The 18,554-nt window shown below is 40.1% G+C and carries 22 protein-coding genes; 11 read left to right on the forward strand and 11 right to left on the reverse strand.

Going from position 1 to position 18,554, the window contains the following annotated elements; all coding sequences use genetic code 11:
* Positions 1 to 5 precede the first annotated feature (5 nt).
* A complete protein-coding gene (locus CUS89_RS11235) occupies positions 6 to 1,091 on the reverse strand; it encodes an ABC transporter ATP-binding protein (RefSeq protein ID WP_104872201.1) in 1,086 nt (361 codons plus the stop codon).
* Between the two features lie 17 nt (positions 1,092 to 1,108).
* Positions 1,109 to 1,651 carry a helix-turn-helix domain-containing protein gene (locus CUS89_RS11240; protein WP_065095581.1) on the reverse strand — a complete coding sequence of 181 codons (543 nt, stop codon included), beginning with the start codon at positions 1,649 to 1,651 and terminating at the stop codon, positions 1,109 to 1,111.
* Positions 1,652 to 1,881: 230 nt separating this feature from the next.
* Between CUS89_RS11240 and CUS89_RS11245 the strand changes: the two genes are divergently transcribed.
* From CUS89_RS11245 to CUS89_RS11270, 6 genes are all read left to right on the forward strand, one after another.
* Positions 1,882 to 2,871 (forward strand): acrylyl-CoA reductase family protein, encoded by a 990-nt coding sequence (locus tag CUS89_RS11245; protein ID WP_065095580.1) that lies wholly within the window; start codon positions 1,882 to 1,884, stop codon positions 2,869 to 2,871.
* On the forward strand, positions 2,868 to 3,596 hold the full coding sequence (locus CUS89_RS11250; protein ID WP_086335013.1) for a phosphopantothenate--cysteine ligase: 729 nt from the start codon (positions 2,868 to 2,870) through the stop codon (positions 3,594 to 3,596). The genes CUS89_RS11245 and CUS89_RS11250 overlap by 4 nt, the downstream gene beginning before the upstream one ends.
* 13 nt (positions 3,597 to 3,609) lie before the next feature.
* Positions 3,610 to 4,161, forward strand: a complete 552-nt coding sequence (gene coaC / locus CUS89_RS11255) for a phosphopantothenoylcysteine decarboxylase (protein ID WP_065095578.1) — start codon at positions 3,610 to 3,612, stop codon at positions 4,159 to 4,161.
* 16 nt (positions 4,162 to 4,177) lie between these two features.
* Positions 4,178 to 4,792, forward strand: coding sequence for an ECF transporter S component (locus CUS89_RS11260; RefSeq protein WP_071867903.1), 615 nt, complete (start codon positions 4,178 to 4,180; stop codon positions 4,790 to 4,792).
* A gap of 143 nt (positions 4,793 to 4,935) precedes the next feature.
* A complete protein-coding gene (locus tag CUS89_RS11265; protein ID WP_104872202.1) occupies positions 4,936 to 5,586 on the forward strand; it encodes an NAD(P)-binding oxidoreductase in 651 nt (216 codons plus the stop codon).
* Between the two features lie 2 nt (positions 5,587 to 5,588).
* On the forward strand, positions 5,589 to 6,575 hold the full coding sequence (locus CUS89_RS11270) for an NAD(P)H-quinone oxidoreductase (protein ID WP_104872203.1): 987 nt from the start codon (positions 5,589 to 5,591) through the stop codon (positions 6,573 to 6,575).
* A 54-nt stretch (positions 6,576 to 6,629) separates the two neighbouring features.
* Here CUS89_RS11270 and CUS89_RS11275 read toward each other — a convergent pair whose 3' ends face one another.
* Complete coding sequence (locus CUS89_RS11275) at positions 6,630 to 8,141, reverse strand: flavocytochrome c (protein ID WP_104872204.1); 1,512 nt, start codon at positions 8,139 to 8,141, stop codon at positions 6,630 to 6,632.
* A 280-nt stretch (positions 8,142 to 8,421) separates the two neighbouring features.
* Between CUS89_RS11275 and CUS89_RS11280 the strand changes: the two genes are divergently transcribed.
* Positions 8,422 to 9,267, forward strand: coding sequence for a hypothetical protein (locus CUS89_RS11280; protein WP_019723269.1), 846 nt, complete (start codon positions 8,422 to 8,424; stop codon positions 9,265 to 9,267).
* Positions 9,268 to 9,287: 20 nt separating this feature from the next.
* Here the strand turns inward: CUS89_RS11280 and CUS89_RS11285 are convergent, their stop codons facing one another.
* The 3 genes from CUS89_RS11285 to CUS89_RS11295 all read right to left on the reverse strand — a co-directional run bounded on the left by CUS89_RS11285 (position 9,288) and on the right by CUS89_RS11295 (position 11,772).
* A complete protein-coding gene (locus tag CUS89_RS11285) occupies positions 9,288 to 9,857 on the reverse strand; it encodes a GNAT family N-acetyltransferase (RefSeq protein WP_065095573.1) in 570 nt (189 codons plus the stop codon).
* Positions 9,858 to 9,875: 18 nt separating this feature from the next.
* Entirely contained in the window at positions 9,876 to 10,781 is a 906-nt protein-coding gene (gene murB, locus CUS89_RS11290) for a UDP-N-acetylmuramate dehydrogenase (protein WP_019723271.1), read from the reverse strand.
* 70 nt (positions 10,782 to 10,851) lie between these two features.
* Positions 10,852 to 11,772, reverse strand: coding sequence for a Gfo/Idh/MocA family protein (locus CUS89_RS11295; protein WP_065095572.1), 921 nt, complete (start codon positions 11,770 to 11,772; stop codon positions 10,852 to 10,854).
* Positions 11,773 to 11,877: 105 nt separating this feature from the next.
* On the opposite strand from CUS89_RS11295, the gene CUS89_RS11300 reads away from it, so the two are divergent.
* Both CUS89_RS11300 and CUS89_RS11305 read left to right on the forward strand, forming a co-directional pair.
* Entirely contained in the window at positions 11,878 to 12,630 is a 753-nt protein-coding gene (locus CUS89_RS11300) for an exodeoxyribonuclease III (protein WP_019723273.1), read from the forward strand.
* A gap of 153 nt (positions 12,631 to 12,783) precedes the next feature.
* Positions 12,784 to 13,317, forward strand: a complete 534-nt coding sequence (locus tag CUS89_RS11305; protein ID WP_065095570.1) for a 3'-5' exonuclease — start codon at positions 12,784 to 12,786, stop codon at positions 13,315 to 13,317.
* A 123-nt stretch (positions 13,318 to 13,440) separates the two neighbouring features.
* Here CUS89_RS11305 and CUS89_RS11310 read toward each other — a convergent pair whose 3' ends face one another.
* The 4 genes from CUS89_RS11310 to CUS89_RS11325 form a co-directional block, all read right to left on the reverse strand.
* Positions 13,441 to 13,968 carry a GNAT family N-acetyltransferase gene (locus CUS89_RS11310; RefSeq protein WP_104872205.1) on the reverse strand — a complete coding sequence of 176 codons (528 nt, stop codon included), beginning with the start codon at positions 13,966 to 13,968 and terminating at the stop codon, positions 13,441 to 13,443.
* Complete coding sequence (gene tsaE, locus CUS89_RS11315; RefSeq protein ID WP_104872206.1) at positions 13,961 to 14,434, reverse strand: tRNA (adenosine(37)-N6)-threonylcarbamoyltransferase complex ATPase subunit type 1 TsaE; 474 nt, start codon at positions 14,432 to 14,434, stop codon at positions 13,961 to 13,963. Before tsaE ends, CUS89_RS11310 begins: the two co-directional genes overlap by 8 nt.
* 113 nt (positions 14,435 to 14,547) lie before the next feature.
* Positions 14,548 to 15,528: a phosphate acetyltransferase gene (gene pta, locus CUS89_RS11320; RefSeq protein WP_010734762.1), complete on the reverse strand. Its 981-nt coding sequence runs from the start codon at positions 15,526 to 15,528 to the stop codon at positions 14,548 to 14,550.
* A gap of 155 nt (positions 15,529 to 15,683) precedes the next feature.
* Complete coding sequence (locus tag CUS89_RS11325; RefSeq protein ID WP_023520109.1) at positions 15,684 to 16,364, reverse strand: uracil-DNA glycosylase; 681 nt, start codon at positions 16,362 to 16,364, stop codon at positions 15,684 to 15,686.
* A gap of 123 nt (positions 16,365 to 16,487) precedes the next feature.
* On the opposite strand from CUS89_RS11325, the gene CUS89_RS11330 reads away from it, so the two are divergent.
* A complete protein-coding gene (locus tag CUS89_RS11330) occupies positions 16,488 to 17,357 on the forward strand; it encodes a Cof-type HAD-IIB family hydrolase (RefSeq protein ID WP_104872207.1) in 870 nt (289 codons plus the stop codon).
* Positions 17,358 to 17,383: 26 nt separating this feature from the next.
* Entirely contained in the window at positions 17,384 to 17,899 is a 516-nt protein-coding gene (locus CUS89_RS11335; protein ID WP_010734759.1) for an LURP-one-related/scramblase family protein, read from the forward strand.
* 174 nt (positions 17,900 to 18,073) lie between these two features.
* Here CUS89_RS11335 and CUS89_RS11340 read toward each other — a convergent pair.
* The coding region (locus tag CUS89_RS11340; RefSeq protein WP_146103416.1) for an LPXTG cell wall anchor domain-containing protein at positions 18,074 to 18,554 on the reverse strand (481 nt) is incomplete at its 5' end.

Here is an 18,554-nt window from a genome sequence, read left to right on the forward strand (position 1 = left end):
TCCCCCTATTCTTCGTAGCTTTCCAAACGTGCGTCGAAGTCTTCTTCTGACTCATTGAAACGCATGACATGGATGTCTTCTGGTTCAAAAGATAAGCCAACTTGACTACCTTCGCGCGCTTTTTTCGTTGAGTGGACCATCCATTCATTTTGTTGCTCATCATAGCAAATGATTTCATAGTGGACGCCACGGAATAGTTGAGTATCAACTGTCACGACTAATTTCCCTTTATCTGGTGTAGTGATGGTTAGATCTTCTGGACGAAGCACGACTTCAACTGGTTCGTTGACGCGCATCCCACCATCGACACACTCAAATTGTTTACCAACAAACTCAACTAAGTTATCTTCGATCATCACGCCATTGACGATGTTACTTTCACCAACAAAATCTGCCACGAAATGGTTGATCGGTTCATCATAAATATCTACAGGGGTGCCACTTTGGACGATTTTCCCTTTGTTCATCACAAAAATCTCATCACTCATTGCTAACGCTTCTTCTTGATCATGCGTCACAAAAATAAAGGTGATTCCTAAACGTTGTTGTAGTTCGCGCAACTCATATTGCATATCTGTCCGTAACTTTAGATCCAAGGCTGATAACGGTTCATCCAACAACAAGACTTTCGGCTCATTGACGATGGCTCGCGCAATGGCTACCCGTTGGCGTTGTCCCCCTGACATCTCGCTGATCTCTCGCCTTTCATATCCAGGTAATTGCACCATACGTAATGCGTCTTTGACCTTTTTTTCGATTTCTGATTTAGGCATTTTTTTGATTTTCAATCCAAATGCCACATTATCAAATACATTCATATGAGGAAATAAGGCGTAATCTTGGAAAACCGTGTTGACTTGGCGTTTATTCGCCGGCAGATCGTTTAGTCGCTTTCCTTCAAAATAGATATCTCCTTCCGTTGCTTCTGTAAATCCAGCAATGATTCGTAAAATCGTTGTTTTCCCACAACCAGAAGGCCCTAACAATGTATAAAATTTCCCTTGCTCGATCTCAAAACTGACATTCTTTAAAATTGTTTCATCATCATAGCTTTTTACGACTTGATCGAATGATATGATTGGTTTTCCCACTTTTTCTGCCCCCTATATTACAAGTATGATTCGGTTGCGACGATCAATACCTTAGTTTGTTTATTTTGATGATTGCGTAATTGATGCTGTGTCGTTGCCTGATAGTACATCGATTGACCTTTTTTTGCTACATACTCTCGTTCACCCAAGCTTAGCGCAATCTCCCCTTCCAGAACAAAAATAAATGTCTCTGAAAGTGAAGGTTCAAAGGTTTTATATTCACCAGCTGTATCAAATGTCAATAAAACTGGTTCCATTTCTTTTTCGTTGGAATCTGTCACTAACCATTCCAGTTCGTACCCATTCTCTTCATCGTAATAAACGGTACGATCTTCTTTCGTATAAACGATTTGAAGGTTGGGTGTTTCTTGATGAAAAAATGCTTCTGGGGTAACTCCTAAGACTTCAAGAATAGAGAAAAATGTTTCCATCGATGGCGAACTTAGATCCCGCTCAAGCTGTGAGATATAGCCCTTTGATAAATCTGTCCGCTCCCCTAATTCTTCTTGTGTCAAATTTTTTTGGATACGCAGATTTCGTAACTTCTCACCAATTTCCATTTATCTCTGTCCCCCTACGTAAAGTTTTCTAATAGTAAACTCCAAGTTTACTACCACCTGTATTAGTATACAAATTTCCGCTGAAAAAACAACCCTTTTGCTTGAATTTTCTTTGTACTTTTTCGGCTGTCTCAAACTTTTTTTAGAAGAAATTAATCAGCAAACTACTAGAAAATGAAACGCTTTATGGTATGATTAAGGAAAATTTTGAAAGGAGTACCTTCTATCTAATGAACACATTTAAACAGTTTCAAGTAAACAACGAGCCTACTTTTCATACAAGCATCGTTGACAAAGAATTTCCTGAGCTGACTAATAATGAAGTTTGGGTAAAAATCGCATACTCAGATGTCAATTATAAAGATGCGTTAGCTTGTAGTGAACATGGACAAGTGATCCGTCACTATCCAATGACTCCCGGAATTGATTTTTCTGGTGTCGTCATGAAAAGCTTGGACAAACGATTTCAACCAGGAGATCAAGTTCTAGCAACTGGCTATGGGTTGGGTGTTAGCCAACCTGGTGGCTATAGCGATTACCAAAAAGTATCTGGAGATTGGCTTGTCCCTCTTCCAGAAACGATGACCTTACGTCAAGCAATGGTTCTAGGCACCGCTGGTTTGACTGCTGCACTTTGCGTGAATGCTTTACTTACCCAAGGAATGAAAGCAGAGGATAAAGTGATTGTTACTGGTGCCTCTGGCGGAGTTGGTAGTGTGGCAATTGCCATGTTGCATAAAATGGGCTTTCAGCAAATCACCGCATTTTCTCGTAAAGAAGAAGCAAAAACTTGGCTACAGAAACTAGGAGCGACTCAAGTTGTTCATCCAGAAGCCTTTCTACCAGAAAAAAATAAACCTTTAGATAAACAACAAGTCGATTATGTGATCGATACTGTTGGGGGCGAACAGCTCACACGATTATTGCCTTTGATTGCTTATGATGGCGCAGCTGCTCTCTGCGGCAATGCGGGGGGCATCAAATTGACAACGACTGTTTTACCTTTCATTTTACGTAATATCCAGTTGATCGGTATCGATTCAGTCAATGTTCCTCATGAAAAACGCTTGAATATCTGGCAACAATTAGCAGACCTATCTGTAACTGATCATTTAGTCGTCAACGAGATCACCTTAGATCAATTGGAAGAAACAACCAAAAAAATCCTTGATGGGACACACCAAGGAAGAACACTTGTCACTGTGGGTGAAACAATATGAAGGTATTGATCACAGCCGGTGGCACAAGCGAACGAATCGACCAAGTCCGCTCGATCACGAATCATTCGACTGGACGTTTAGGTCAAGCCATCGCAGAAGCCTTTCTTGTTCACGAGACTGTGACGATCGACTATGTGACGACACGATCTGCTGTAAAACCTACTGCTTCTAAACTTTTGACGATCCATCTCATTGATTCTACACAAGACTTACTGGATACGTTAGAACGATTGATGCAAGATAATACCTATGATGCTATTATCCATAGCATGGCGGTCAGTGATTTTACACCGGCTTTCAGTCTTTCTGAACAACAGTTTGCTGAGCGCTTGAGTAAAGAGGCATTGACTCCTGACTCACTGCCGTCATGGCTGGCAGAAACAGAACAAACCGCTAGTAAAGAAGCCAAGATTTCATCTGATACGGACTATCTCTTTTTGACCTTGAAGAAAACACCAAAGATTATTCGTTCGTTACGCCAATGGCAACCAAATGCTGTCATCGTTGGTTTTAAATTATTAGTCGATGTCTCAAAAGAACACTTATTGGACATAGCTAAAAAAAGTTTGATCACCAATCAAACCGATTATATTTTGGCCAACGACTTGACTCAAGTCAGTGAAACACACCATCATGGCTATTTATTATCTAAAAATGGAGAAGTCATAGAAGCCGATACCAAGCAAGAGATTGCGCAATGTATCGTCACTGCGATTCTAGAATAAGGAGGAATTCATGATGAAAAAAATCCTATTAGGTGTATCTGGCAGTATCTCTGCTTATAAAAGCGCAGATATCACAAATCAACTGGTCAAACTCGGTTATCAAGTCGACGTGATCATGACACAAAGTAGCACCAAATTTATTACACCTTTAACATTGCAATCCCTCTCAAAGCGTGCTGTCCACACGGATGTCATGCAAGAAAATGATCCTTCAGTCATCAACCATATCGAGCTAGCTAAGCAAGCTGATTTATTTCTGATCGCACCGGCTACCGCGAATATTATCGGAAAACTCGCAAATGGTCTAGCGGATGATCTATTGTCCACTGTCGCCATGGCACTATTACCAGAAACACCAAAATTGATTGCACCGGCGATGAATACTAATATGTACCAACATCCGATCAATCAAAGGAATCTAACGACGTTAAAAGAAATCGGTTATCAAGAGATTGAACCTAGAGAATCCCTCTTAGCTTGTGGCGATTACGGAAAAGGTGCTTTAGCGGATAACCAAATCATTATCGACCAAGTCACACTTCTGCTGAATCAGAGGTCGGTCTAGTATCTAAGGAGTTATGATGAAAAATACCAAGAACTTTACTTTAACTGCTATGTTTTTAGCAATCATGATTTTACTCGCTGTCACACCTCTCGGCTTTATCCCGATTGGTCCGATCAATGCGACAACGATGCATATCCCGGTCATCGTCGCTTCGATTGTTTTAGGTCCACGACTAGGTGCGTTTCTAGGTGGCACATTTGGTATGATCAGTCTGATTCGCAGTACGTTCATACCAACACCCTTGTCTTTTGTTTTCTCACCGTTTATTCCAGTGATCGGCACAGATCAAGGAAGTTGGAAAGCGTTGATCATTGCCTTGATACCAAGGATCTTGATTGGTGTTGTTCCTTATTTCGTTTATAAAGGCATACAGAAATTGACGAAAAACAAAGTGAATCCACTTTCGTTGTTTCTTGCTGGGATTGCTGGTTCTCTTGTCAATACGATCTTAGTGATGAACTTGATCTATTTTCTATTCCAACAAGATTATGCACAGGTTCTTGGCACGAATATCAATGCAGTCTATTCCGCAGTTTTAGCAGTCATCTTTACTAGTGGCGTGCCAGAAGCAATCGTTGCTGGTTTAGTCACAGCTGCGGTATCTACTGTTTTACTACGAATGATCCGTTAATGATCGGATGGAAAAACCAAAAAAGAGCGATGCGGTATGCTAGCTCTTTTTTGGTTTTTTTGTCGATAAGTGTTTAGTCCTGAATTTTTTATCTTTTGGTGTTACCATGATTGATACAGATATGTAGCGAAAGGATGAAGAAAATGAATATTTTTGTAGTAGGAGCAAACGGACAAATTGGACGTCATTTGATCCAAAAACTCGGAACAACCGAACATCAAGTTTACGCGGGTGTACGAGATGTTGCCAACCAAGCGATTTATGATGAAGAAAATATCGCCTATGTTCCCTTTGATTTAACTTGGTCTTCAGAAAAAATGGCGGAAGCCTTTCAAGAGAGTGAACTCGTCATCTTTGCTGCTGGTTCTCAAGGAAAAAATCTTTTGCAAGTTGATTTAGACGGCGCAATCAAAACAATGATTGCAGCAGAGCAAGCAAATATCTCTCGTTATTTGATGATCAGTGCGGCTTTTGCGGATAACCGTGAAAAATGGCCTGAGTCAATGACGGATTATTATATTACCAAATATTATGCAGACGAATGGTTGAAAAATCAGACATCATTAGATTATGTCATACTACAACCTGTAGCTTTGACGAACGACGATGAGGTCACTTCAATCCAATTGACCAAACCAGACGAAAAACCAGCTCAATCGATTACAAGAAAAACGGTAGCAGAAGTTTTAGCAGCGTTAGTGGATCAACCAAACATCTCAAAAACAACTGTTGTTCTATCTGAAGGATCAGCTACAGTACCAGATGCAATCAAACAACTTGTTGAGGAGGCTTGATCATGCGTGGAATCTCTATGAAACATCCCGGTTCAGCAGATATTTTGACTGAAGTGGATGTCCCTAGACCTATTCCAAAAGCTGGGGAGTTATTGTTAAAAGTCCACACCGCTGCGGTCAATCGCACGGATATCATGCGTCGCGAAAATACTGCACTCCAAGCGCCTTACCCTATCTTAGGTGTAGAGGTTGCTGGTGAAGTCATTGAAAATGCAAGTGACCGTTCTGAGTTTTCAACTGGAACGAGAGTCTATGGTTTAGTGAATTTAGGTGGCTACGCAGAATATGCCGTTATCCCAGCAGATCGCGCGATCATCTTACCTGATTCCCTTGACTACGTATCAGCCGCTGGTATCGCTGAAGTTTTCTTGACTGCCTATCAAACCTTGTATTGGTTAGGAAAACTCCAAAAAAATGAGACTGTCTTGATCCATGCTGGTGCAAGTGGTGTTGGTACTGCGGCGATCCAATTAGCTAAACAGCATTCGCAGGCACGTGTCATCGTTACCGCAGGTTCAGCTGAAAAGTTAACCTTTTGCCAAGAATTAGGCGCAGACGAAGTAATCAACTATAAAACACAAGATTTTGCGGAGGAAGTAAAAAAGATGACTGATGGGAATGGCGTTGATGTCATCTTAGATTTCGTTGGTGCATCTTATTGGGAAAAAAATCTTGCATCGATCGCCACTGATGGTCGCTGGGTCTTGATTGGCACACTAGGAGGCACATCAGTTGAATCTCTTGATTTAAGAGTTTTATTACAAAAAAGAATCCAATTGATTGGCACGCTATTGACACCAAGAAGTGACGAGTACAAAGCAAAACTGACCCAAGAGTTTATGCAAAATATCGATCCTTATTTTGAAAGCGGAGTGATCCGTCCAATCATCGATCGAACCTTTCCATTATCAGAAGCAAAAGAAGCCCATGAATATATGGAAGCCAACAAAAACGTTGGAAAAATCATTTTGACAGTCAGTGAATCTTAAAAAAAGAACCTAAGGCATGAGCCTTAGGTTCTCTTTCTATATCATTTTTATCTATTATTGTGCATCTACAAATTTTGCTGCTTGTTGCCCTGCTTGACGTCCAAAAATAATGATTTCCGCTACAGAGTTCCCGCCGATGCGGTTTTCACCGTGTAAGCCACCAGTGACTTCACCTGCTGCGTAAAGTCCAGTGATCGGTTGTCCGTCTTTATCCACAACTTCTGTGTTCGTATTGATTTTGATTCCACCCATCGTATAGTGGATACCAGGTGCGATTTTGATCGCATAGTAGTTTGGTTTAGACAGATCATGCTCCATTGCTGTCGTACGACCAAATGCTGTATCGTCTTGATTGGCTACTTCTTCGTTCCATGTTGTTACTGTTTGTGCTAATGTTTCTGCTGGTAAGTTGATTTTCTCTGCCAACTCTTCAATCGTCTCACCTGTAGTGACATAGCCTTTTTCATCATAAAACTCAATCGCTGTCGCACGGTCGCGTACCCCTTGGTCAAAAATCAAATAAGCAGATTTTTCTGGCAACGCAGTGATTGCAGCTGATACTTTGTCTCGCGTATTCATTTCGTTGACGAAACGCTCGCCATCTTGATCGACTAAGATCGCTCCTTCGCCACGTACCACTTCTCCAATCAAGAATCCTTCGTCTTGTTGAACCGTTGGATGGATCTGGATCTTATCCATATCGACTGTTTGGCCGCCTAATTTTTCAATCATCTTGATTCCATCGCCTGTTGATCCCACTTGATTCGTCGTTACATATCCTTCAAGATCCGGACGGTAAGTTTGGATGTATTCCTCACTCGCACCGAATCCACCAGTTGTAACAACTACAGCCTTACCAGTGATTTCTTTTGGTTCTTCTCCTTGGACTTGGACTGTTACTTGGTTGACTGCATCTCCCGTTTTTTGGATATCTGTCACTTCAGTATTCACAAAAATCGGGATTTGACGTTCGTGGACATTTCGTAATAACCCATCGACTAAATAGCCACCAATAGCAGAACCATCAGAAGGGCGATGTGTCCGTCTTTCACTCATTCCACCAGTGATCGTCAAATTATCTAATTTAATGCCATTTTCGTCTAACCACTCGATTGCAGCAGCCGAATGATCGACAAAATAGCGTAACATTTCTTTATCATTTGTACCGTTCGCACCTGCTAATGTTTCTTCATAAAAGGCGTCGTTCGAATCAGTGATGCCTTCTTCTTCTTGGAATTTTGTCTCAGATGCGTTCATTCCACTTGAAGACTTTAATGTATTTCCACCAGCAACTGGCATTTTTTCAAAAATCACTGGATTCAAGCCTGCATCTTTTGCTTCGATTGCAGCTGCCATACCAGCTCCTCCTCCACCAACGATGATCAAATCATATTCTTCTTTCATCTCAGCAGGATTTGTGTAAGTTTGAGCAGACGCTCCGGATGATACTTCTGTTGATTCTTTTGTGGAAGAGCTACTGGATGCAGATTCTTTTTCATCAGGCGTACAGGCACCTAGGGCAAAAATTGCTGTAACTGTCAGTAACCCTTTAATTGTTTTCTTCATAGTTGTCCTCCTAAAATTTAACACTTATCCCATCATAAGTGATATCATTCACAAATTCAACCAACAATTTATTTTTTTCCGACTACTGTTATCTTTTTCTTTTATAAATAACCAATAATATCTCAATTTTTCAAGTTTTCGTTAGTAACTATCGAAAAACAGCTGAATTTCTTGAATAAATAGCCAAATAAAAAAATTTTTTTCTTTTGATACAAACAGAAGATTTGGGCTTTTTTCATTAGACAAGTATAATCGATATGAAACACGAAGGAGTTCATTTATGAAAGTTATCAAACATTTTTTTTCCAAAGGAAGTAAGTCTGCTGGGAAGGTCACCCATGCGATTTATATCATTTTACGTATCATTGTAGTGGTCATGCTAGTGGACCAACTGATCGACCGAAACATGGGGAATATCATGCTCTTATTATTGACGTTATTATTGTTTGAAATCCCCTATTTACTAGAAAAATTACTAAAGATCCAAATCCCTAACACACTGGAAATCATTATCTTATCCTTTATTTTCAGTGCCACTGTCTTAGGTGAATTAAGTGACTTTTATGGCTACTTTTCACTATGGGACACAGCTTTACACGCACTGAGCGGCTTTCTCGCTGGCGGTGTTGGCTTTTCTCTTGTCTACCTCTTGAACAAAAATACGAAAACAATGAATCTGACTCCATTACTAGTCGCACTAGTGTCATTTTGTTTTTCCATGACTGTCGGTGTATTTTGGGAATTTATCGAATTCTCTGCGGATCAAGTCTTACAGATGGATATGCAAAAAGATAATTATGTTGATCAGATCAACAGTGTCAAATTGAGCGAGGATGGCAACACCGTATATAAGATCAAAGACATCCAAAAAACAACGGTCACATACAAAGATGACAATGGCAATACCAAAGAGTATGTCATGGCAGACGGGTACTTGGACATCGGGATCTTAGATACGATGAAAGACTTATTCGTCAATTTTATCGGAGCCCTTGTTTTCAGCATCTTCGGCTATCTTTATACACAAAACGATTATCGGAAATTTACCTTCATCCGAAACTTCATCCCTAGAAGAAAAGGCGTGACTACACGGATGGATACTGCTGGAAATAAACAAAAAAAATAAGGTCGAGCATTTGCTCTTCCTTATTTTTTTGTTTTCGAGGATAAAATCTCTAATACCTTTTGATACTCCGGATTCACACTTCCATCAAATTTTTCAGGGATGAACGTGAAGCCTAAGCTTTGATAAAGTTTGATAGCTGGGTGACTCCACGTCTGTGTGTGTAAATAGATCGGGCTTTGTGTCGTTACTTGTTGGAAACAACGAAGCACTTCGATCGTCAAACTTCTGGCGATCCCTTTTCCTTGATGCTCAGGTTTGACCGCTAACCAATGAAAAAGCGGATATTCTTTCTCACGAAGCTTCCACCAAGCAGTGCATGTAGCAATGCGTTCATTTTGTTCATCGACCACAAAATACATGCGCTTTGCTAGTTCTTCTGGATAAGGGGCAAAAGCTTTTTCAAAGTAAGCCAATGCCTTCTCCACAGAGTCAAACTCACCGACCGCAGTTTCAATGATAGCCCAATCCTGCTCTGCTCCTGGTTGATAAGTTTCAAAGCGATACTGCTCATTCAAGGGATAAGAAGGCAATTCTTCATGAAGTGGCCGTGTCATCCAAATCTCTGCATAGGGCAATTGCTTATCCAACATCACACCACCTACTTTCTTTTAACTTCTTTTTTCACCAATGATCCGTACTTCTGTTTCTAATGTGACATCAAACTTCTCTTTGATCACCTCTTGGATATGGGCAATCAATTCTGTATAATCAGTCGCTGTTGCATGATCGATATTGACGATAAAGCCGGCATGTTTTTCTGAGATCTGTGCGCCGCCCCATTTCAAGCCTTGTAATCCTGCTTCTTGGATCAACTGTCCTGTGAAGTGTCCTACAGGTCGTTTGAAGACACTACCGCATGAGGGATATTCCAATGGCTGTTTCGCTTCACGCAATTCTGTCAATTCGTCCATTCGTCCTTTGATCATCTCATGATCACCAGGGGTCAATTGGAAACGAGCTTCTAAGACGATGGCATCCATCTTCTGTAATTCACTATGTCGATAAGAAAAGGCCATTTCTTCATTTGACAGGGTTTGGATCGTCCCATCACTTAATAATAAGTCGACTTCTGCAAATACATCTTTGATCTCACCACCGTAAGCTCCTGCATTCATGTAGACTGCACCGCCGATACTTCCAGGAATCCCACAGGCAAATTCAAATCCTGTCAAAGATTCTGCTAAGGCTGCATATGTCGTATCGATCAATTTTGCCCCTGCTTCTGCAATCACCATCGTGCCTTCTACACGGATCTGATTCATCTCCGTCAACATGATGACTACGCCACGTATCCCACCATCTTGGACGATCAAGTTACTTGCATTTCCTAATACCAACCACGGCACTTGGTTTTCTCGACAATAATCAACTAACTGCTTGACTTCAGCTTTTGTTTTTGGAAAAGCTAAAACATCTACCGGTCCACCGGTTTTAGTAAATGTATAATGGCTTAGCGGTTCATCAAGCAACAGATTCAATTCTGGATTTTTTTTAACGATATCTTCTTTATTCACTGAGGACTTTCCTTTCTTTTCAAACGTCCCCATCATTCTATCACGCTTAAAACAATCTTGCCAGTTTTGCTCAAAGCTGATGACGATAAAGATTATTCAGCATTTCCTCACAAAGTGCATGGCTCTCATAAATGTTGGTTTGTTTCAACTTTTCATTATTTGGTGTCGGTTGTTGGATTTCTTCAAAAAATCGTTCGACCATTGGCACAAAGCCACGTTTACTCAGCGTTGTTTCCCAGTCACCAAATTTTTTCATTTCCACCGTATCTGGTTTACGGATAACTAATTCTGTCAGATCACTCAACTCGTAGGTTCCTTGTTTACTCGTCACTTGATAAGTTTCAGTATTCGCACCACTTACAAGATCCATCGTCACGATCGCCATTTGGTTCGCGGTTTCAAGTTGCAACATCGCTACTTCCATAAATCCTTCTTTTTCTCGGATATGGGAAGTTGCTTTGATCAATGGTTCGTCCAATAAATAAACAGCTGTATCCACCAAATGTAGGAATAGATCGTAAATGACAAAAGCGGTCGTTTCTTTTGCCGCAATGCGATTTTTTTGTAACTGGATCAACCGTTTTTCTGGAATCGCTTTTAATTCTTCGACCATTGGGGCGAATCGTCGGTTGAAGCCCACCATTAAAATCACTTGGTGTTGTTCTGCCAATTCTTGTAACTCTTGGATTTCTTTCAGGTCGACACTTAAAGGCTTGTCGATATAAACATGGATATTATGTTCCAAACATTTTTTTGCCAATTGAAAATGGACGCTTGTTGCCGCATGGATCATACATGCTTCGATTTCCTCTTCAATTAAGTCATCCAGTGACTCATACAAATGAGTAAATCCATAGGTTTTCTTCAGACGATCTTTCGTTACCTGATTACGTGTCGCAAAATAAAAATCAAACATTCCTTGTTTCTCTGCATATGTGGGTAAATATGCTTTTTCGGCAATATTACCAACCCCTACTACGCCAATTTTCATGGTTTCCCTCCTGCTATCTGTTATTACTCTTATCTTACACTATTTTTAATAAAAATGAGGTACAATATAATCGCACAGACTTGATAGAAAAAGGAGCGTGTTTTTTTGAAACTGATTTCGTGGAATGTCAATGGTTTAAGAGCCATCGTCAACAAAAATTTTCTAGAAACATTTAAGGAATTTGATGCGGATTTTTTCTGTCTGCAAGAAACAAAGTTACAAGAAGGTCAAATCGACTTGGATTTACCAGGTTACCATCAATATTGGAATTATGCGGTCAAAAAAGGCTATTCAGGTACAGCGATCTTTGCCAAAGAACCTGCATTGAACGTTTCTTATGGAATGGGCATTGATGTCCATGATCAAGAAGGCAGATTGATCACGTTAGAATATCCTGAATTCTACTTAGTGACATGCTATACACCAAATTCACAAAATGAATTGAAACGTCTCGATTACCGTTTAGAATGGGAATCTGCTTTTTATGATTATTTAGAAGAGTTGAAAAAACAAAAACCGGTGATCGTTTGTGGGGATCTAAATGTCGCCCATGAGAACATCGATTTGAAAAATTGGAAAACCAATCAGAAAAGTGCTGGTTTCTCGATCGAAGAACGAAACGCATTGTCCCATTTACTTGATAATGGTTTTGTAGATACTTTCCGTTACTTCTATCCAGAGTTAGAAGGTGTCTATTCTTGGTGGAGTTATCGTTTCAATGCTCGAAAAAACAATGCAGGTTGGCGTATCGACTATTTCTTGACGAGTGAAGATTTGACACCTCGTTTGGTTGATGCAAAAATCCATACATCGATTCTAGGTAGTGACCACTGCCCTGTCGAATTGATTATCAAATAGTAAGGATAGCAACGGAAGAAATTGGGTTGCCCCGATTTCTTCCCTTGATCCTTAACTTGCACCATATTTATTTTATACATAGTCTGAAAAAAGTTATTTCTTTTCTTACGAATCTATGTTATGGTTTATTTTTTAAAGGAGGCTTATTTGAAAATGAATTTTATCGCGATGGACTTTGAAACTGCGAACCACCAATCCCATAGTGCTTGCTCCTTAGCCCTTGTCAAAGTGGAGAACAGTCAGATTGTCGATGAATTTTATACCTTGATCCAACCGGAAACGCCATTTTTCTGGCGTAACATCCAGATCCATGGCATCCGACCCGAAGATGTCCAACAGGCACCTAAATTTCCAGATGTTTGGCAGAAGATCGGAAAATATTTCCAAAAAAACCGATTAGTCGTAGCGCATAACGCCGCATTCGATACAAAAGTATTGGCTGGTTGTTTAGATTATTATCAGTTGCCTCAACCGAACTATCTCTCATTGTGTACCGTCAAAACAAGCCGTCGCTTGTTTCCAGAGATGCCAAATCATCGCTTGAATACGGTTTGTGAAAATTTAGATATCACGTTGAAAAATCACCATGATGCGTTAGAAGATAGTCGAGCTTGTGCGGAAATCTTGTTATATCAGGAAAAATATTTTGGGACAGACCCATTAAAAAAATTAGTCACAGTGAAATAGTTCAATTAGCTAAAGTAAGCGAATGATTCATTAATGTTCCTTACGCACTAATGAATCATCTTTTGCTATAAGTAAAGAACCTGAAAAGCAGTCGTCCGCTTTTCAGGTTCTTTGTTTGTATACTCAGCTTATTTCATGCTCAATCGTTCGTTTCATCTTGAGTATTGGTAAAGATTGACCTTGTTTTCTCGAATAGTCAGCACTCTGGCCTTCTTCTTGAAACCCCATTTTTTGATAAAGATGGATGGCTCGTTGATTGCCCGCCAATACGTCAAGAACCAACGTACTAAATCGTGCATTTTCAGTAGCCCAAATGATTGCCTCTTCTAAAAGAATCGTACCTAACCCCATTCCCCAATATTCTTTCAAGATACTGATCCCTATTTCGCCACGTTGCGGTAAGTCAGGTTTCGGGGCAACAGAAACGACACCTACCACCTGTTCTTTGGCACAGGCTAAAAATAATAAGTGTTCTGTACTTTCTTTTATTCGAGACAATTCAGTTGCAAGTACCTCTTCACTCATACCAAGTGAATGCTCATCCATAACAAAATAATCCGTCTCTCGTTTCGCTTGGCGTAACATCACCATCAATCCTCGAGCATCTGATCCATCCGCTTCTTTTAGCGTCAGTTCAACGTCATTAGCCATGAGAGTTCGCCCAGGCTTCACAGATACGTCTTTCAAAATCTTGGCTATTCGATCCATATGATTGGAATTTCACATACCTTTTCTCTAATTCTGTATCACTTTTTTCGATAATCAGTTCCAAATAATCTTCAGGTAAAGCATCTTCTAATAGATTTCCCCACTCGATGACCGATAGTCCGTCGCCTTCAAAATATTCATCCAATCCTAAATCAGCCCCGCTAGCAGCAACACGATAAATATCCATATGATATAGAGGCAATCTTCCTTGTGTATATTCGCGAATGATCGTATAGGTCGGACTCTTGATCATTTGATCAATACCTAGTCCTTTCGCAATTCCTTTTGTCAAAGTCGTTTTTCCAGCACCTAGGTCGCCGGTCAAGACTAGATTATCTCCTGGATGAGCGACTTTTCCAATGATCTCTGCTAATTGATCCGTCATCGCTACACTTGTTAATTCAATCATCTTCACTTCTCCTCATTCTTTTTTGTCAGTATAACGTGTAATCCAACAAAAAAAAAGAAAAGAGTCAGGAATCCTCAGCTCCCTAGCCCTTTTCTTTTAGATCTACTGTTCGATTAATCTAATAATGTTTGCGCACCTGTAATGATCGCTAATTTGTAGACATCTTCTTCATTAGCACCACGAGAAAGGTCACTTACTGGTTTGTTTAATCCTTGTAAGATTGGTCCGATTGCTTCAAAGTTACCAAAACGTTGAGCGATCTTGTAGCCAATGTTTCCTGATTGTAATTCAGGGAAAACAAAGACTGTTGCTTGACCTGCCACTTTAGAATCAGGAGCTTTCAATTGTGCAACTGCTGGAACGTAAGAAGCATCAAATTGTAATTCGCCATCGATCGTATATTGAGGCGCTAATTCTTTCGCGATTCTTGTTGCTTCAACGACTTTATCTACTTCAGGAGCTGCTGCAGAACCTTTTGTTGAAAAGCTCATCAACGCGATTTTTGGATCGATATCGAATAGTTCTGCTGTTTTTGCTGATTCCACAGCAATTTCAGCTAATTCTTGTGCGTTTGGATTCACGTTGATCGCACAGTCAGAAAAGACATATTTTTCTTGATCTCTACCGCGAACCATGATCATAGCACCACTTGTACGACTTACACCTGGTTTTGTTTTGATGATTTGTAGTGCTGGACGTACTGTATCTCCGGTTGAATGGATCGCTCCAGAAACCATACCATCAGCAATGCCCATATATGTAAGCATTGTTCCAAAGTAATTGACATCTTTTAAGATTTTTTCTGCTTGTTCTTTTGTTGCTTTTCCATTACGGCGTTCAACAAAAGCTTCGACCATTTCATCCCATTTTTCATAATCATTTGGATTGATGATCGTGAAGTTAGATGTTTGGATACCACGTGCATTCGCTGCTGCTTCAATCTCTTCTTTACTACCGATCAAAATCGGTTCAACTAATTCTTCTGCTTTTAAACGTGCTGCTGCTCCTAAAATTCTTGCATCCGTTGCTTCTGGAAACACGATTTTGATGCCGCGACGTACAATTTTAAATCTTAAACTATCAAACAATTCCACAAGATGACCCCCAGTTATTTTTATTAACTACCATGATACACTATTATCAAAAAAAAGAACAGTTTTAAATTTCTGTATCAGTCAAATAATGGATAATAATTAAGTTTTTCACATAATCCGGAAAAACTGCACTATAACAGGAAAGCGCTGTATCACTACACTGTTTTAGGCAGTTGCCAATCAATTGGCGTTTCTCCCAACGCAAGCAACGCATCATTCGTTTTTGAAAATGGTTTTGAGCCGAAAAAGCCACGATGTGCCGATAATGGGCTTGGATGTGGGGCTGTTATTATAATGTGTCGACTTTTATCGATCATTTTCATTTTTTCTTGTGCAGGTTTCCCCCAAAGAATAAACACGATCGGTTTGTCTCGTTCATTCAGCTTCTCAATGATCGCGTCCGTCAATTGTTCCCATCCTTTTCCTCGATGTGAATAAGCTTGCCCTTCTCTGACAGTTAGTACAGTATTCAAAAGCAGCACACCTTGTTTGGCCCAAGTCACTAAATTCCCATGAGAAACTGGTTCGATCCCCAAGTCATTCTTCAATTCTTTGTAGATGTTGACTAGAGACGGTGGTGTTTTTACTCCTGGTTGTACGGAAAAAGAAAGCCCATGCGCTTGATTTACTCCATGGTAAGGGTCTTGTCCTAGAATCACGACTTTGACTTCTTCATAGGGAGTCAGCTCTAACGCTTCATAAACATGATACATATCCGGATGGATCTTTTGAGTTGCGTACTCATTCTTTAAAAAAATTCTCAACTGCTGATAGTAATCTTTTTCAAATTCATCAGCTAATACTTCTTGCCAACTATTGTGGATGATTTTCTTCAAATTTCCCACCTCCTATTTTCCAGAATAACTCACAAATTATTTGTTAACAAGTCAAAATCTTCCATCGTATTTCGTATTAGTATGTTAAACTAGGAGGGAGAAAAGGAAAGGAACGGTAATCACATGATCAAATTAATTGCCTCTGATATGGACGGCACTTTACTCGATGCACATATGAGTATCTCAACAGAAAATACTGAAGCAATCCGCATGGCAAATGAGCTGGGCATTGAATTTATGGTCGCTACTGGACGGAACGCACAAGAAGCACGAGCAGCCTTAGATGAAGCAGGAATCGATTGTGCGATGATCACTTTGAATGGCGCGCAAGTTTTTGACAAATCCGGCAAGTCGCTTTTTACAGTGCCAATTCCAAGTCCCCAAGCCATGACAGTCATGGATATTCTAGATGCAAATGGTATTTACTACGAGGTAGCGACAAACCAAGGATTGTATTCGGAAAGCCAACCAAAAAGGATCGAAAGCTTTGCTTCTTCCATTGCGACCCATATGCCCCATTTGACTTACAAAATGGCGATCGCCATGGCTTCAGCCAATCTTGAACTCTTACACATCACTTATGTTGACAGCATACGTGAATTATTACTTGATGAAAAACTTGAAGTCTTAAAAATCATCTGTTTCCATACTGAAGGCCCACGTATTTTAGGCCCTGTAGGGAAAGAAATCAGTAATTTAGGCGAACTAGCAGTGACCTCTTCTGGTCAAAACAATCTTGAAGTCAATCATAAAAATGCCCAAAAAGGAATCGCAGTTGCCCAAGTCGCTCATGAACGAGGGATCACTTTAGATGAAGTTATGACGATCGGTGATAATTTCAACGATGTCAGCATGTTACAAAACGCTGGCGTTTGTTTCGCCATGGGAAATGCAGAGATCGAAGTCAAAGATTACGCTAAATACTTAACAGACACGAATCTTGAATCAGGTGTTGGCAAAGCCATCTTACGCGCAATCAACGAAAACCTATAGTTGTTTGAAGAAAGAGGGGAACAAATATGTCAGAATTTTTCATTCAGGAAAAACAGCTGAGTCGTGCTACTCGGACGATCGTCAAAGACGAAAAAGGCAAATCACTTTTTTTGATGGTCGGCCGCTGGGGAACGAAAGGAGATGCCTTGTCTCTTTATGCCATGAATGGTGATCTAGTCGCACATATCAAACAAATCAGTCTGACATTTGGGACACGCTTTGAACTTTACAAAGATTTCGAAAAAGTCGGTACGATGCAAAAGATTTTCAATTGGCCAGGAGATTTTTATTATATTCGCCGATTGCATTGGACCGTTCAAGGAGATATCTATAACCACCGCTATCAGATCCAGCATTTCAATGAACCAATCATGGAGATGGATAAAGCAACCCTCTTTACCGGTGATTATTATGTTCTTGATATCCCTTGTGAAGAAAATGCGCCTATCTGTATCTGTATTGCTGCTGTCCTTGATTATTGGCTCTATCGAAAAAACAAAGACAAAGAAACACCTCTTTCTTATCGCTTTGATGTCAACTAAAAACAAGGTTGTGACAGAAGTGTCCAGCTCCGAGAAATAAGCCAGAAAACTCCGAAAATTGTCTTTCAAATTTTTGGAGTTTTCTGGCTTATTTTTAAAGGAGTTACTTCTGGAACACCGTTTATTCAGGTTTAAAGGGATCAGACAATCGATGTCACAGCTTCGTTTTTTCTTTTACACCTGTTTTCTTCTATAGAAAAGAAGTGTCACTACATAGATAAGCACTGCACCTACCATGATCCACAAATTATTTCTTTCCCCATTTGTTTTAGGGAAAAGCTGTTGATTTTGTAATTGTTCATTCTTGGTCGAAGGATCATCATTATTGGTATTTGATTCAACGGCTAGCGCTACTTTATTTTCACGTCTATCGTTCATTTGCATCGTACCTGATCCATCGCTTTCAACTGTCCCATCTCCACTGATAACAGACTTGTCAGACTCGATTGTTGATGAAACACTACTAGAACTACTTGTTGTGGTTTTGGTTGTGGTACTTGTATCTGATTGTTTCCCATTTTTACCTGGATAGGTACTGCTTTCACTCGTGCTTGGTTCTGTACTGCTCTCACTTGTGCTTGGTTCTGTACTGCTTTCACTCGTGCTTGGTTCTGTACTGCTTTCACTCGTGCTTGGTTCTGTACTGCTTTCACTC

It is taken from the genome of Enterococcus mundtii, assembly GCF_002947535.1.
GTDB lineage: Bacteria > Bacillota > Bacilli > Lactobacillales > Enterococcaceae > Enterococcus_B > Enterococcus_B mundtii_B.